A 13,495-nucleotide genomic window follows, 5' to 3' on the forward strand; every position below is an offset into this window, starting at 1 on the left:
TCGTCCTCGGCCCCGAGCGGCTCCAGTCTCGTCCATGGCCGGTCGCCGCGATCTTGCCGCCAGCCTGCCGGGTCGTCGCGGTCTCGCGTGGCGCGCTCCCGGTCGGGCCCTGGGACACGCTCTTCCGAGCCGCTCCGCGTGCCCGCTACGGACTGTCGGTGCCGCGTGATGAGGTGTCCTGCGTGAGCACCTCGACAGTCCGCTACCGGCTCGTCCGCCCCGAGCGCGAGGTCGTGGTGCCCGAGCTCGACGAGCACCAGCAGCGCGTCGTCGACCACGAGGGCGGCCCCCTGCTGGTGCTCGCCGGGCCCGGGACGGGCAAGACCACCACGCTGGTGGAGGCGATCGTCGACCGCATCGAGCACCGCGGCGCCTCACCCGACTCGGTGCTGGCACTGACGTTCTCCCGCAAGGCGGCCGAGCAGCTCCGAGACCGAGTGACCGCCCGCGTCGCGCGCACCACCTCGGCGGCATCGTGCTCGACGTTCCACTCCTTCGCCTACGCCCTGGTCCGCAAGTACGCCCCCGCCGAGCTCTACGAGGGCGCCATCCGCCTGCTCTCGGCGCCCGAGGCCGACGTCGTGCTGCGGGAGCTGCTGCGCGACAACCCCGAGTCGGTGGTCTGGCCCGAGCCGTTGCGGCGAGCCGTGGGCACCCGGGGCTTCGTCCGCGAGGTGCAGGCGGTGCTCGCCCGCGCCCGCGAGAAGGGCCTCGATCCCGCAGGCCTGCGCAGCCTCGGCATCGAGCACGACCTGCCGGAGCTGGTCGCGGCCGGGCTGTTCCTCGAGCAATACCTCACGGTCCTCGACAGCCTCGGCGCCACCGACTACTCCGACCTCATCCGCCGGGCGGTGATCGAGGCGGAGGCGCACCGCGAGGAGCTGCGCGCCCGGTGGAGCCACGTCTTCGTCGACGAATACCAGGACACCGACCCCGGCCAGGTCGCCCTGCTCCGCGCGCTCGCCGGCGACGGGCGCGACCTGACGGTCGTCGGCGACCCGCACCAGTCGATCTACGGCTTCCGCGGCGCCGACGTGCGCGGCATCCTCGACTTCCCGTCCAGCTTCCCGACCAGCAGCGGCGCTCCGGCGCCGGTCGTGGTGCTGCGCCGCACGCGCCGCTTCGGCCCGCGCATCCTGCTGGCCGCCGGGCGCGTGGCCAGCCGGCTCACCCTCACCGGCAGCATCGCCCCCGAGGCGCGCGAGGCCTTCCTGTCGCCGGAGGCGGTCCCCGGGCCGCAGGGGCAGGGCCGCGTCGAGGTCGTCACCTACGACACCGAGCGGGCCGAGGCCGAGCGACTGGCCGACCTGCTGCGCCGAGCGCACCTCGAGGACGGCATCGCATGGGAGCGGATGGCGGTGCTCGTGCGGTCGGGTCGCACCAGCATCCCGCCGCTGCGGCGCGCACTGGCGGCGGCCGGGGTGCCGGTCGAGGTGGCCTCCGACGACCTGCCGCTCGTGCACGACCCCGCCGTCGTGCCGCTGCTCGACGCGCTCCGCGCCGTGGTCAACCTCGACAACGACGACCCCGACTCGCCCGACTACCTCGACCCCGGCCGCATCGAATCCCTGCTCCTCTCTCCGCTGGGCGGTCTCGACGCCTCCGACCTGCGCGCACTCGTGCGCCGTCTCCGCACGCGCGAGAAGGAGCAGGCGGACCCCACCTCGAGGCGCACCTCGCGCGAGCTGCTCCGCCTCGCTCTCGTGGAACCGGGGTTCCTGGACGAGGTCGCCGGTCCCGACGTCGAACGGGCCGCAGCCCTGGCCGCCCTGCTGCGCGAAGGCGCACGGATGCTCGCCGAGCGGGCCGGCGTCGAGGACCTCCTGTGGCACCTCTGGTCGTCGACGCCGTGGCCGGCGCGGCTGCGCCGCCAGGTCGACCTCGGGGGAGCAGGCGCGCGACGGGCGCACCGCGACCTCGACGCGATCGTCGCGCTCTTCGAGCTCGCCGCCCGCGCGGTCGACCAGCGCGACCACGTCGGGGTCGCGGCGTTCTTCGCCAGCGTGGTGGCCCAGCAGCTGCCCGCCGACACCCTCGCCGAGCAAGGCGTGCGTGGCGCCGCGGTGCGGCTGCTCACCGCCCACCGTTCCAAAGGGCTGGAGTGGGACCTGGTCGTGGTCGCCCACGTGCAGCAGGAAGGATGGCCCGACCTCCGGCGCCGCGCGACGCTGCTCGGCGCCGACCGCATCGGCGTGGATGGTGCGGGCCACCCCGACCTGGTCCCGCCCGTCACCACTCGAGCGCTCCTGATGGAGGAGCGCCGCCTCTTCTACGTCGCCTGCACGCGTGCCCGGCGCCGCCTCGTGGTGAGCGCGGTCCGCTCGTCCGACGACGACGGCGAGCAACCCTCGCGGTTCCTCGAGGAGCTGGGCGTCACCATCGAGCACCAGGACGGTCGCCCGCCCCGGCCGCTGTCCCTCGGCGGCTTGGTGGCCGAGCTGCGCCGCACCGCGGCCGATCCCGAGGCCACGCCGGCCCTGCGCGAAGCGGCCGCCCGGCGACTGGCCGCCCTCGCCGCCGAAGAGGTGGACGGTCGCCAGCTGGTGCCCTCGGCCGACCCGTCGACGTGGTGGGGCACCCGCAGTGCCACCCGCTCGGTCCAGCCGATCCGCGACCCCGAGCGCCCGGTGCCGATCTCGGCCAGCATGCTCGAGTCGATCCTCGTCTGCCCGGCGCAGTGGTTCTTCGAGCGCGAGGCAGGCGGTGTCTCCGCAGTGCACCAGTCCGCCAACCTCGGCCAGGTCCTCCACGCAGTGGCCGAGCGGGTCGCGCGCGGCGACCTGCCGGCCGAGGTCGACCCCCTCATGTCGGAGGTCGAGGCGATCTGGGACCGGCTCGCCTTCCGCACGCCGTGGTCCCGCCAGCGCGAGCTCGCCCGCATCCGCAAGGCCGTGGCGCGATTCGTCCAGTGGCACCTGGCCAACCCGCGGGAAGTCCTGGGCGCGGAGCAGCGCTTCCAGAGCGTGGTCGACGTCGACGGACGTCCCGTCATGCTCACCGGCTTCGCCGACCGCCTCGAGCTCGACGACGCCGGCCGGGTCGTCGTGGTCGACTTCAAGAGCGCCCGCAGCGCGCCGTCGGGACCCGCAGTGGCGGGCAACCTCCAGCTCGCCCTCTACCAGTACGCCGTCGACGCCGGGGCGCTCGACGACGCCGCCGGTCGCCCCGTGACCTCCGGCGGTGCCGAGCTCGTGCAGCTGGGGATCGACGACGACTCCTCGAGCGCCAAGGTGCAGGGCCAGCCGCCGCACGACGACGCCGGGCCCGAGCGCACCGTGCTGCGCGCGGGCCTCGCCCGGGCCGCCGAGCTGGTCCGCACCGAGACGTTCCCCGCCACGGCGGGACCGCAGTGTCGCGAGTGCGCCTTCGTCGCCATCTGCCCGGCCAAGGGCGCGGGGAGCGTGACGGTCCAGTGACCCAGACCCCAGCCCAGACCGCACGCCGCGAGCCCGTCCGGTTGGAGACGCCTCAGGACCTCCAGGCGCTGATGGGCGGCCACGCCCCCAGCGACGAGCAGTGGGCCGCGATCACCTCACCCCTGCGACCCACCGTGGTGGTCGCCGGCGCCGGCAGCGGCAAGACCACCCTCATGGCGCAGCGCGTCGTGTGGCTCGTCGCCACCGGCCGGGTCCGCCCCGAGGAGGTCCTCGGCCTCACCTTCACCACCAAGGCCGCGGCCGAGCTGCGGCACCGCGTCACCGCCGCCCTCGGCGCCGCCGGTCTGCTGGACCGCTCGGTCGTCGCCGAGGGGGAGGACGTCCTCGAGCCCACCGTCGCGACCTACCACGCCTACGCCGCCACCCTGCTCACCGACCACGGGCTCCGCATCGGCCACGAGCCCGACACCCGCGTCGTCTCCGACGCCTCCCGCTACCAGCTGGGTTCCCGGGTGATCGAGCGGTTCACCGGGCACATCGAGCTGCTCACCGACCACCCGGCCACCGCCATCCAGAACCTCCTGGCCCTCGACGGCGCCATGAGCGAGCACCTCGTCAGCGAGGACGACGTACGCCGCGTCGACGACGAGGCCCGCCGCGGTTTCGAGCGTGCCATCGCCGACGAGCTGGCCGGCAAGGGCCGCAAGACCTACCTCGAGCCGCCCACCAAGGCGATCAACGCCATCGACCGGCGCGCCGAGCTGCTCCAGCTCGTCAGCGGCTACCGCCGCCTCAAGTCCGACCTCGGGCTGATGGACTTCGGTGACCAGATCGCGCTGGCGGCCAGGCTCGTCGAGGACCAGCCGGAAGTGGGCGAGCTCGAGCGGTCGCGGTACAAGGTCGTCCTGCTCGACGAGTACCAGGACACCTCCGTGGCCCAGGCCACCATGCTGGCCCGGCTGTTCTCAGGCCCCGACGAGCAGCACGGCCTGGGCCACCCGGTCATGGCGGTGGGCGACCCCAACCAGGCGATCTACGGCTGGCGCGGGGCGTCGGTGTCCAACATCCTCAACTTCGCCGACACGTTCCCGGCGGCCGACGGCGAGCCCGGGCGGCTCCCGCTGACGGTCAACCGCCGCTCCGACCGCCGCATCCTCGACGTGGCCAACCGGCTGGCCGAGCCCTTGCTCGCGGCCTACGGCGACAAGGTCGCGCGGCTCCGGGCCGCCGAGATCGCCGGCGACGGCCACGTCGAGGCCCACGTCTTCGAGCGCGCCGCCGATGAGCTGTCGTGGCTGGCTGGCGAGGTCCGGCGGGTGCACGACTCGGGCACGGACTGGTCGGAGATCGGGGTGCTCAGCCGCGACAACGCGCAGGCGGAGGAGGTCTACGACGCGCTGACGTCGGCAGGGATCCCGGTCGAGATCGTGGGCCTGTCCGGCCTGATCCGGCTGCCGGAGGTGGCTGAGGTGGTCGCCACGCTGACGCTGCTGCACGACGTGACCGCCAACGCCGCCATGCTCACGCTGCTGACGGGTCCCCGCTGGGCGATCGGACCGCGCGACCTGCGGCTGGTCGCCCTCCGCGCCGCCGAGATCGCCGGCGTGCGCGGACGCGCGGAGGCCGCGTCCATCGCCGACCAGCTGCTGCAGATCGCCGACGGGATCGACGCCTCGGAGCTGCCGGCCCTGAGCGACGCCGTGGAGTCGCCCGGCGAGGCGGCGTACTCGCCTGAGGCGCTCGACCGGTTCGCCCTGCTCGCCGCCGAGCTGCGCCGGCTGCGCTCCCACGTCGGCGACCCGCTGCTCGACGTGGTGCGGCGCATCATCGACACCACGGGCGTCGACGTGGAGCTCGCGTCGGCCACCTCGCCCGCTGCGGCCGCGCGCCGCGACAACCTCGACCTGTTCGTCAAGGCCGTCGCGGAGTTCCAGTCCGTCGACGGCGACGTGACCCTGCCGGCGCTGCTGGCCTACCTCACCGCCGAGGACGACCAGGGCAACGGGCTCGACGTCGCGACCCCGACGGCCGCCGACTCGGTCAAGCTGCTGACGGTCCACCGCGCCAAGGGCCTCGAGTGGTCGTCGGTGTTCTGCGTCGGAGTGGGGGAGACCCGCTTCCCCAGCAACCGTTCCCGCACGCTCTGGACGTCGTCGCCGGCGGTGCTGCCGGCGCCGCTGCGCGGTGATCGGGCCGACCAGCCCCAGCTCGCCGGGTACGACAAGGCAGCCCTCGACGCCTACCGCGCCGCCACCCGCGCGCACGACGCCGAGGAGGAGCTGCGGCTGGGCTACGTCGCCTACACCCGCGCCGCCCACCACCTCGCCGTCACGTCCTACGTCTGGGGGCAGCGTTCGACGCCCTTCGGGCCGTCCGCCTACCAGTGCGTGGTGCGCGACCAGCTCGAGGAGTGGGGCCGCCCGGTGGAGCGGTGGCTGGAGAAGCCGGTGGGCAAGACGCCCAACCCCAACGACGACGTGGACCCCTCGAGGCCCTGGCCCGTGCCGGGCCCCGGCGAGGAGGCGAGGCGCCGCCTGGCCGCCGCCGAGCTGGTGCGCAGCGTGGACCCCACCGCCCCCGACCAGGACCTCGACATGGTCGAGGCGGCGCGCGTGGCGGAGTGGGACGACGACCTCGCGCAGCTGCTCGCCGAGGCGCGGGCGGAGCGCTCCACGACCGTGGACCTGCCGCTGCCGAGCAGCCTCTCGGCCACGTCCGTGGCCCGGCTCCGCGACGACCCCGAGGGCTTTGCTCGCGAGCTCGCGCGTCCCATGCCGCGCCCGCCGGCGCCGGCGGCCCGGTTCGGCACCGCCTTCCACGCCTGGGTCGAGGACCGGTTCGGACAGCAGGCCCTCATCGAGCCCGACGAGCTGCCGGGTCGGGCCGACGCGGGCATCGACGACGAGGCCGACCTCGGCGAGGTGGTCAAGCGGTTCGAGGACGGGCCGTTCGGCGACCGCGCCCCCTACGCCGTCGAGGCGCCCTTCGCGCTGGTGCTGGGCGGCCAGGTGGTGCGGGGACGGATCGACGCCGTCTACGCCGAGCCCGCCGACGCGGGAGGCGGCTTCCTGGTCGTCGACTGGAAGACCGGCCGGCACGAGAGCGCCGACCCCCTCCAGCTCGCCCTCTACCGCCTGGCCTGGGCCGAGCTCACCGGCACGCCGGTCGAGCAGGTGCGCGCGGCGTTCCACTACGTCCGCACCGGGCGCACCGTCGAGCCCGACGACCTGCCCGGTCGCGCCGAGCTCGAGCAGCTGCTCGCGCGCTGACCGAGCGGTGGCTGAGCCACCTCGCCACAGCGGGCGAAGTGGCTGGGACACCGCCGGGGGTCCGTCGTACGCCGTCGCGGGGGTAGCGGTGCGTGACCCACCTCCAGCGGTCGCCGGATGTGGCTGGGACACCGCTGGGCGGTCCGCCGTACGCCGTCCGCGGGGGTAGCGGTGCGCCACCCACCTCGTGCGGTCGCCGGATGTGGCTGAGACACCGCCCGGCGGGCGGCCGTACGCCCACCGCGGGGTAGCGGTGCGTAACCCACCTCCAGCGGTCGCCTGATGCGGCTGGGTCACCGCCGGGCGGGCCGCCGTACGCCGTCGCCGGGGTAGCGGTGCGTCAGCCACCTCGGGCGGTCGCCGGATGTGGCTGGGGCACCGCCGGGGTCCGCTCGTGCGCCGTCCGCGGGGGTCGCGGTGCGTGACCCACCTCGGGCGGGCGCGGAATGTGGCTGGGACACCGCTGGGCGGTCCGCCGAGCTCCGGCCGAGCTCCCGCCGACCACCGCGCCCGGCACCCCAGGCGAGTACGTCGTCAGGCCAGGGCCGCGGTCAGCGCGATCTCCACCATCTCGCCGAAGGTCTGCTCGCGCTCTTGCGCGGTCGTCTCCTCGCCGGTGACGATGTGATCGGAGACGGTGCAGATCGCGAGCGCGCGGCGGCCGTGCTTGGCGGCGAGGGTGTAGAGGGCGCTGGCCTCCATCTCGACGGCGAGCACCCCGTAGCCGACCATCTCGGCCAGCAGCTCGGGTCGGGAGGGGTAGAACGAGTCGCTGGAGAAGATTAGGCCGACGTGGAACGGCGACCCGCCCTCGCGGGCCTCGGCGGCCTCGACCGCCCCGCGCAGCAGCCCGAAGTCGGCCACGGGGGCGTAGTCGATGCCGTGGAAGGTGATGCGGTTCATCGAGGAGTCCGTGCAGGCGCCGGAGGCGAGGACGAGGTCGCGCACGCCGACGGTCTCGGTGACCGCCCCGCAGGAGCCGACCCGCACGATCGTGGCGACGTCGTAGTCGGTGAACAGCTCGTTGACGTAGATCGACATCGACGGCTGACCCATGCCGGAGCCCTGCACCGAGACGGGCCGGCCGCGCCAGGTGCCGGTGAAGCCGTACATCCCGCGGACCTCGCTGTAGCAGCGGGCGTCGTCGAGGAACGTCTCTGCGATCCACCGCGCCCGGAGGGGGTCGCCGGGAAGCAGGACGGTGGGGGCGATGTCGCCGGGGGCGGCGCCGATGTGCGTGCTCACGGGCCCGGACGCTACCGGCTAGCGTGACCGGGTGAGCGAACCCAGCCCCTCGGAGCGCCCTCTCCCGCATGCCGCCCTGTCCGCCCACGCCCACAACCGGCTGGGCCTGCGCCGCACCGACCAGGGCTGGCTCGACGAGCGCATGTCGGACCCGGCGACGCGGGTCCTGGTGCTCGCGGGCAACCGGCTCCGCCCGGTCGACGGGGCCGTCGAGTGGGTCTCACCCGACCGCGCGCCGGAGGGCACGCTGGTGCTGCTGGGTGACCGGGACGGCGTCGTGCACCTCGCGGTCATCGTGGCGCCCGAGGACGCGCCGGGCGCGCCGGAGGAATGGGTGCCCCTGCGATCGGTGCTCCCGTTGCTGGCGGAAGGGGCGTCCGACCAGGCGCCGCTGCTGATGCACGCCATCGGGCTGGCCGAGTGGCACCACGCCACCCGCTTCTGCCCTCGCTGCGGTGGCGCGCTCGTGAGCGGGGCGGCCGGTCACGAGCTGCGCTGCACGGCGTGCGGCCGGGCGCAGTACCCCCGCACCGACCCGGCGGTCATCATGGCGATCACTCACGGAGAGGGCGACGACGAGGCGATCCTGCTCGGCCGCAACGCCGCCTGGCCGGTGGGGCGCTGGTCGACGCTCGCGGGGTTCTGCGAGCCGGGGGAGACCCTCGAGGACGCCGTACGCCGCGAGGTGGACGAGGAGGTCGGCGTACGCGTCGGCGAGGTCGACTACTTCGGGAGCCAGCCCTGGCCGATGCCGGCCAGTCTCATGCTCGGGTTCACCGGTCGGGCGCTCACGACGGAGATCGACGTCGACGGCGCCGAGATCGAGGAGGCGCGGTGGTGGACGCGCGCCGAGTTCGAGGCGGCGGTGCGCTCGGGCGAGCTCGCGGTGCCGCGGGGCGTCTCGATCTCGTCCTCGCTCATCCAGAGCTGGTTCGGCCGCCCCCTGGACGGTCCCGGCTGGGGATGACCTGGCTGGGGATGACCGGGCTGCGTGCGCTTGGGCGCGCCGTCAGTCGCAGGTGTCGCAGATCCCCGTCGCCGGCAGCGCGATGAAGCAGCGCGGGCACAGGTCGACCGGCTTGTCGCTGGCCGCGGCCCGCGACCCGCGGCCGGTCGCCGCACTGCGGCTGCTGGTGCTGCGAGCAGAGGCACTGCGGGGCGTCGCCGACCGCGTGCCGGACGTACGCGCCCGGGTGCCGGGCACGCGCTCGCTCGGCGGGGAGTCGTCGCGGATCTGGAACCCGAGCCGCGCCAGCGCCTTGCTGGCACCTGCCGACCCGCCGGGGATGTCGGCGGGGGTCAGGGTGCGTCCCGTCGCGAGGCCGTGGGCGATGCCGGCGATCGCGGCGGCGTCGTACTCCCTGCCCTGGTGCAGCAGGACGTGGGTCGAGACGCCACCGCGCACGAGCATGTAGTTCGCACCGCCGGCGGCGTCCCACGTCTCCAGCGCGGTGAGGACGTGGTCACGGTCGATCGAGTTCAGCAGCGACACGACAGCAGGCTAACCCCGCGATGGTGGCGGCCGCCGCCCGAGGTCATCGAACGCGGGCGACCGTGGTGGCGGCCAGAAGTGCTCAAGGAGTGTGGCGCCGGTTGAGGTCGTCCACGACGTCCTGGGCCACCACGCGCAGCTTGGTGTTCGTCGTGGACGAGATCCGGGTGAGGAAGGCGAAGGCGCGCGCCTCGTCCAGCTCGTACTGCTGCATCAGCACGCCCACGGCCTGGCCGATGAGCTGCCGGGTCTGGACCGCCTGGCGCAGCTGGGTGATCTCGTGGGCGTAGTCGATGGCCATCGCGGCCTGGTGGCTGAACAGGGCGCCGAGTGCGCCCAGGTCCTGGAACGAACCTTCGACACGGGCGTAGAGGTTGAGCGCCCCGTGCGCCTTCGAGGTCTCGAAGAGACGGATCCCGGCCTGCGCGGCGATGCCGGCGGCGACGGCCTTGGGCGCGTAGCGCGGCCAGCGCTGGTCGCCGGCGAGGCGCGGCGCCGTGACGTGCACCTCCTCGACAGCCGCCTCGTAGCAGGGGCCCTCCTGCAGCTCGTACTGCGTCGCGTCGACGTCCCAGAGGATCTCGTCGGTGGGAGCGAAGGTCTCGAGCCGGCCGTCCGCGTGCTTGACCGTGATGCTCGCGTAGTGCACCTCGGGCAGGACCTCGACGGCCGCGGCGGTGATCTTGGCCAGCGTCTCGTCGAGATCAGCGGGCTTCAGCGCAGCCCGCAGGCGACGGCTGGCTTCGGCGAGGTCGGGATCCACCCGCACAACATACCCGCCGGTGGCCTCGCTCAGCCTGCCAACGACTGCAGGCGCTCCTTGACCTGCGCCACCGAGGGGTTGGTCAGCGTGCTGCCGTCGGCGAACAGCAGGGTCGGCACCGTCTGGTTGCCGCCGTTGGCCTGCTCGACGGTCAGCGCGGCCTCCGGCACCTGCTCGATGTCGACGATGTCGAAGGCGATGCCCTCGCGGTCGAGCTGGCTCTTGAGGCGGTGGCAGTAGCCGCACCAGGGCGTGGTGAACATGGTGAACCGGTTCTCGGACATGTCTGTTCCAACGGGGGCGGGGGAGCGGGCATTCCCTCGCCGGGGCCGGTGTCGGGCCGGGCGTCTAGGGTGGCTCAGGCCCACCACCTTGATCCTGCGGATCATCCGAGCCGACGGAGGCGACCTTGCTCGAAGCGCTCGACCCCGAGCAGCGACGGGTCGCGGAGGCGCTGCGCGGACCGGTGCGGGTGCTGGCGGGTGCGGGGACCGGCAAGACGCGCGCGATCACCCACCGCATCGCCCACGGCGTGGCCACCGGCGTGTACGGCCCCACGGAGGTCCTGGCCCTCTCGTTCACCACCCGGGCCGCGGGCGAGATGCGCGAGCGACTGCGCTCGCTGGGCGCGCCCGGGGTGCAGGCGCGGACGTTCCACGCCGCGGCTCTGCGCCAGCTGAGGTTCTTCTGGCCCCGCGTGCACGGTCGAGACCTGCCCGAGCTGACCGAGTCCAAGCTCGCCGCCCTCGCCCTCGCGGCGCGCAGCCAGCGCCTGCGCGTGGACCAGGCCACGCTGCGCGACCTCGCCAGCGAGATCGAGTGGGCCAAGGTCTCCAACGTCGCCCCCGACACCTACGCCGCCCTCGCCCGCTCGCGGGGGCGCGCGGTCTCCGGGCTGGAGCCCGAGGTGGTCGCGCGCGCCTTCGAGGCCTACGAGGAGGTCAAGCGCGGCCAGGGCCGGATGGACATGGAGGACGTGCTGCTCTACGCCGCGGGCCTGCTCGCCGACAACGAGGCGGTGGCCGCCCAGGTGCGCCGGCAGTACAAGTGGTTCGTCGTCGACGAGTTCCAGGACGTCTCGCCGCTCCAGCACGCGCTGCTCGACCTGTGGCTGGGCGGCCGCGACGAGCTGTGCGTGGTGGGCGACCCGGCCCAGACCATCTACTCCTTCGCGGGCGCCGACGCGCGCTACCTGCGCGAGTTCACCCAGCGCTTCCCCTCCGCCACCAGCGTCGAGCTCGTGCGCAACTACCGCTCGACGCCCGAGGTCGTCACCGGGGCCAATCGCCTCCTGGACGGCACCCCGAGCAAGGGCGTCGACCTCGTCGCCCAGCGCCCGAGCGGGGCGACCATCACCTTCAGGGAGGCCGCCGACGAGGTGGCCGAGGCCGACGCGGTGGCCGACCGGATCGCCGCGCTGCGCGCGCGCGGCACTCCCGCGAGCCGGATGGCGGTGCTGCTGCGGATCAACGCGCAGTCCGAGCGGTTCGAGGAGGCGCTGGCCGCGCGCGGCATCCCCTACGTCGTGCGCGGCGCCGCGCGCTTCTTCGACCGCGCCGAGGTGCGCCAGGCCATCACCCTCATCCGGGGCGCCGCGCGCGGGGGAGAGGTGTCCGGGCCGGTCCGCGAGCTGGTGGTGGCCGTGCTCTCGCAGATGGGGCACTCCACCGAGCCGCCGGAGGGACGCGGCGAGGTCCGCAACAGGTGGGAGTCGCTGCAGGCGCTGGTCGACCTAGCGGCCGAGTTCGGGCGCCAGCGGCCCGACGCCGGCCTCGGGGACCTCGTCGACGACCTCGACCGCCGCGCCGGCGAGCAGCACGCCCCGGTGGCCGACGCCGTCACCGTGGCCACGATCCACTCCGCCAAGGGCCTGGAGTGGGACGCCGTCTTCGTGGCCGGCATGCACGAGAAGATGATGCCCATCTCCCAGGCGCAGACCCCCGCCGAGATCGAGGAGGAGCGCCGGCTGCTCTACGTCGCCATGACGCGCGCCCGCGACGAGCTCACCGTCTCGTGGGCCACTGCGCGGGAGCCCGGCGGCCGGTCCAACCGGAGCGGCTCGCCGTTCCTCGCGCCGCTGCTCGACGGCGTGGCCGGCGTCTCCACCCAAGGCCGCGAGCGCACCCGGCGCAACCGCGCGGCCCTCCACTGCCGCGAGTGCGGGCGGGCGCTGTCCACCGCCCGGGAGAAGAAGACGGGACGGTGCGCGGACTGCCCGGCGTCCTACGACGAGGCGCTCTTCGAGCGACTGCGCGAGTGGCGGCTCGCGCGCGCCTCGCAGGACAGCGTGCCGGCCTTCGTCGTGTTCACCGACGCGACCCTGCAGCTGATCGCCGAGCACGTCCCCACCGACGAGCAGGGACTGCGCGCCATCAGCGGCGTGGGTCCGGGCAAGATCGCCAAGTACGGCGACGAGGTGCTCGCGCTGGTGGCGGGCCCGGGCGCCGACTAGCCGCAGCCGAGCCTTCGAGCGCCGTCCCGGAGCTGTTCCGGCCGCCTCGGAGACGGTGCGAAGCGGCACTCCTCGAAGAATATTTGGTAATACCCATAAAATGGTTTGCCCCTGACGCCGATCAGGGTCTAGCGTTCTGCTCACAACAACCCGCGCACTGGGATCGCTGACAACGATCCGCGCCCGACGCCCCGAAGGAGGTGGCCCTCATGGAGAACTACACGATGACGACGACGACGGCTTGGACGCCGTCCTTCGGCATGTCCACCCTCGGCCGCCCCTGCGCGCACCTGCGCGGCTTCGGCGCCGGTGTGGTGGCTGTCCAGGGCGACGCCACCGCCATCGAGCGCGTCAAGGGCGATTTCCCGGGTTCTCCCGCCTGGAGTCCGTCGAGCTAGGTCACCACCTCGCACCGGCAGCCTCCAGGCCGCGGAACCCGAACCCGGGATCCGCGGCCTTTCTGTTTGTCCGACACACCCGCGACCAGGTCAACGAGTAGGAGGTGAACACATGACCATCAGCGTTCTCGACCGCCGAGCTGCCGACGACAAGACCCTGCTGGAGCCCCAGGCCCCGCTCGGGGCCCTGCACGACGCAGCGTCCGGAGTGGATGAGGAGCTGCTGCCCTGCCGCGTCAACGACGCAGAGCTGTGGTTTGCCGAGTCCCCCGCGGACGTGGAGCACGCCAAGAAGCTCTGCATCGAGTGCCCCGTGCAGGCACTGTGCCTCGACGGAGCCCTCGAGCGGCGTGAGCCGTGGGGCGTCTGGGGAGGCGAGCTCTTCCTCCAGGGCGTGGTGATCCCGCGCAAGCGGCCGCGAGGCCGGCCCCGCAAGTCCGAGCAGACCGCAGCAGCACCGGCCGGACAGAACCAGAAGGACGGGGCGGCCGCCTAGGCG

General features: G+C 73.9%; 10 protein-coding genes. 6 read left to right on the forward strand and 4 right to left on the reverse strand.

Going from position 1 to position 13,495, the window contains the following annotated elements:
- Positions 1–182: 182 nt before the first annotated feature.
- Positions 183–3,416, forward strand: a complete 3,234-nt coding sequence (locus J3P41_RS11970; protein ID WP_210650506.1) for an ATP-dependent DNA helicase — start codon at positions 183–185, stop codon at positions 3,414–3,416.
- On the forward strand, positions 3,413–6,646 hold the full coding sequence (locus J3P41_RS11975) for a UvrD-helicase domain-containing protein (protein ID WP_307861958.1): 3,234 nt from the start codon (positions 3,413–3,415) through the stop codon (positions 6,644–6,646). The genes J3P41_RS11970 and J3P41_RS11975 overlap by 4 nt, the downstream gene beginning before the upstream one ends.
- A gap of 534 nt (positions 6,647–7,180) precedes the next feature.
- Here the strand turns inward: J3P41_RS11975 and deoD are convergent.
- Complete coding sequence (gene deoD / locus J3P41_RS11980) at positions 7,181–7,891, reverse strand: purine-nucleoside phosphorylase (protein WP_210650507.1); 711 nt, start codon at positions 7,889–7,891, stop codon at positions 7,181–7,183.
- Between the two features lie 31 nt (positions 7,892–7,922).
- Here deoD and nudC point away from each other — a divergent pair, with 31 nt between their 5' ends.
- Positions 7,923–8,858: an NAD(+) diphosphatase gene (gene nudC / locus J3P41_RS11985; RefSeq protein ID WP_307861959.1), complete on the forward strand. Its 936-nt coding sequence runs from the start codon at positions 7,923–7,925 to the stop codon at positions 8,856–8,858.
- 42 nt (positions 8,859–8,900) lie between these two features.
- On the opposite strand, the gene J3P41_RS11990 is transcribed toward nudC, so the two are convergent.
- The 3 genes from J3P41_RS11990 to J3P41_RS12000 form a co-directional block, all read right to left on the reverse strand.
- On the reverse strand, positions 8,901–9,383 hold the full coding sequence (locus J3P41_RS11990) for a hypothetical protein (RefSeq protein ID WP_210650508.1): 483 nt from the start codon (positions 9,381–9,383) through the stop codon (positions 8,901–8,903).
- Positions 9,384–9,465: 82 nt separating this feature from the next.
- Positions 9,466–10,146 carry a GAF and ANTAR domain-containing protein gene (locus J3P41_RS19305; RefSeq protein WP_210650509.1) on the reverse strand — a complete coding sequence of 227 codons (681 nt, stop codon included), beginning with the start codon at positions 10,144–10,146 and terminating at the stop codon, positions 9,466–9,468.
- A 29-nt stretch (positions 10,147–10,175) separates the two neighbouring features.
- On the reverse strand, positions 10,176–10,430 hold the full coding sequence (locus tag J3P41_RS12000; protein ID WP_210650510.1) for a mycoredoxin: 255 nt from the start codon (positions 10,428–10,430) through the stop codon (positions 10,176–10,178).
- 125 nt (positions 10,431–10,555) lie between these two features.
- Between J3P41_RS12000 and J3P41_RS12005 the strand changes: the two genes are divergently transcribed.
- The 3 genes from J3P41_RS12005 to J3P41_RS12015 all read left to right on the forward strand — a co-directional run bounded on the left by J3P41_RS12005 (position 10,556) and on the right by J3P41_RS12015 (position 13,492).
- Complete coding sequence (locus J3P41_RS12005) at positions 10,556–12,598, forward strand: ATP-dependent DNA helicase UvrD2 (protein ID WP_210650511.1); 2,043 nt, start codon at positions 10,556–10,558, stop codon at positions 12,596–12,598.
- A 209-nt stretch (positions 12,599–12,807) separates the two neighbouring features.
- On the forward strand, positions 12,808–12,996 hold the full coding sequence (locus tag J3P41_RS12010) for a hypothetical protein (protein WP_210650512.1): 189 nt from the start codon (positions 12,808–12,810) through the stop codon (positions 12,994–12,996).
- Positions 12,997–13,108: 112 nt separating this feature from the next.
- Entirely contained in the window at positions 13,109–13,492 is a 384-nt protein-coding gene (locus J3P41_RS12015) for a WhiB family transcriptional regulator (RefSeq protein WP_210650513.1), read from the forward strand.
- Positions 13,493–13,495: the final 3 nt, after the last annotated feature.

This window comes from Nocardioides sp. SYSU D00065, from assembly GCF_017916425.1.
Taxonomy (GTDB): domain Bacteria; phylum Actinomycetota; class Actinomycetes; order Propionibacteriales; family Nocardioidaceae; genus Nocardioides.

Coding starts and splice junctions, on each gene's coding strand:
- J3P41_RS12015 (WP_210650513.1), top strand. CDS start 13,109: ATGACCATCAGCGTTCTCGACCGCCGAGCTGCCGACGACAAGACCCTG.
- J3P41_RS12000 (WP_210650510.1), bottom strand. CDS start 10,430: ATGTCCGAGAACCGGTTCACCATGTTCACCACGCCCTGGTGCGGCTAC.
- J3P41_RS12010 (WP_210650512.1), top strand. CDS start 12,808: ATGGAGAACTACACGATGACGACGACGACGGCTTGGACGCCGTCCTTC.